The organism is Cryobacterium sp. RTC2.1 (genome assembly GCF_035018685.1).
In the GTDB taxonomy this organism is placed as follows: Bacteria; Actinomycetota; Actinomycetes; order Actinomycetales; family Microbacteriaceae; genus Cryobacterium; species Cryobacterium glucosi.
Window position 1 is genome coordinate 1 of record NZ_JASJXJ010000296.1, and the last position, 1,437, is coordinate 1,437.

The window sequence follows — 1,437 nt, forward strand, 5'->3', positions numbered from 1 at the left end:
GGCTCTCCTGACGTTACCGTGGGTGGTTTCCGAGCGCCTTAACGAGTGCACGCCGCTCTCCGTCTAGGTTTCTAACTGACAAAGGCAAGAAACACAGGGACGAGAAAACGGCGTGCAAAACTCAACACTATGGCGGACTCTGCTCGGAGTCGACAAAACCATCGTCGAAGCGGTCGATCTCGACGCGGATACGGGCATGCTGGTCGCGTCGGTGCGCCCAACGGCATCGATGCGGAACCGGTGCGGGGCCTGCCGGAAGCGCTGCCCGCGCTACGACGCCGGTGACGGGCGGCGCCGCTGGCGATCCCTGGACGCCGGCTCGGTGCAAATCCACTTAGAAGCTGCGGCGCCGCGGGTGAGCTGCCGGGTGCATGGCGTGACGGTCGCCGCCGTGCCGTGGGCCCGGCATCAGAGCGGGCACACTTTGTTCTTCGATGACCAGGTCGCGTGGCTGGCCACGCAAACATCCAAGTCCGCCATCACCGTGCTGATGCGCATCGCGTGGCGCACCGTGGGCGCGATCATCACCCGGGTTTGGGCAGATACGGAGAAGCAGTTCGACCAGTTCGCGGGCCTCACCCGGATCGGGATTGACGAGATCAGTTACAAGCGCGGCCACAAGTACTTGACCTGCGTCGTGGACCACGATTCTGGCCGTCTCGTCTGGGCGGCACCAGGCCAGGACAAGGCCACCCTCGAGACGTTTTTTGATGCGTTGGGGCCGGAGCGTTCGGCACTGATCACGCATGTTTCCGCGGACGGTGCGGCCTGGATCGCCAGTGTTGTCGCGGAACGAGCGCCGAACGCTGTTCGCTGCGCTGATCCGTTCCACGTCGTGAAATGGGCCACCGAGGCCCTCGATGAAGTCCGCCGGGGCGCGTGGAACGAGGCCCGCAAAGCCGCCCGGCACAACGATGCCCGACGCACTCGCGGCCGGCCCCCAGCCGACGCCCCGGCACGCCCAGACAGCGCCCGGGCGACGGGCATCAAGAACTGCCGATACGCGCTTTGGAAGAACCCGGAAAACCTGACCGAGAAGCAACAAACGAAGCTCGCCTGGATCGTGCAGACCGACCCCCGGCTGGCTCGGGCGTACTACCTGAAGGAAGGCCTCCGTGTGATCTTCAAACTGCCTCTCGAGGAAGCGACCGAAGCTCTCGACAAATGGGTTGGTTGGGCTCGCCGCTGCCGCATCCCGTCCTTCGTGAAACTGCAGAAGAGCATCGTGAAACACCGCACCGCGATCCTGGCCTCCATCGAGCACAGCCTCTCCAACGGCCGCGTCGAATCCATGAACACCAAGATCCGCCTCATGACCCGCATCGCGTTCGGCTTCAAATCACCCGAGGCCCTCATCGCCCTCGCAATGCTCAGCCTCGGCGGGCACAAACCCGTGCTTCCCGGCCGGGACTAACCCACGGAAGAGTCAGGAGAGCC

1 protein-coding gene is annotated in these 1,437 nt (G+C 64.5%); it reads left to right on the forward strand.

Annotation, left to right across the window (positions count from 1 at the left end):
* Positions 1-112: 112 nt before the first annotated feature.
* Complete coding sequence (locus QN357_RS18920; RefSeq protein WP_322135197.1) at positions 113-1,414, forward strand: ISL3 family transposase; 1,302 nt, start codon at positions 113-115, stop codon at positions 1,412-1,414.
* The last annotated feature ends 23 nt before the right edge of the window (positions 1,415-1,437 follow it).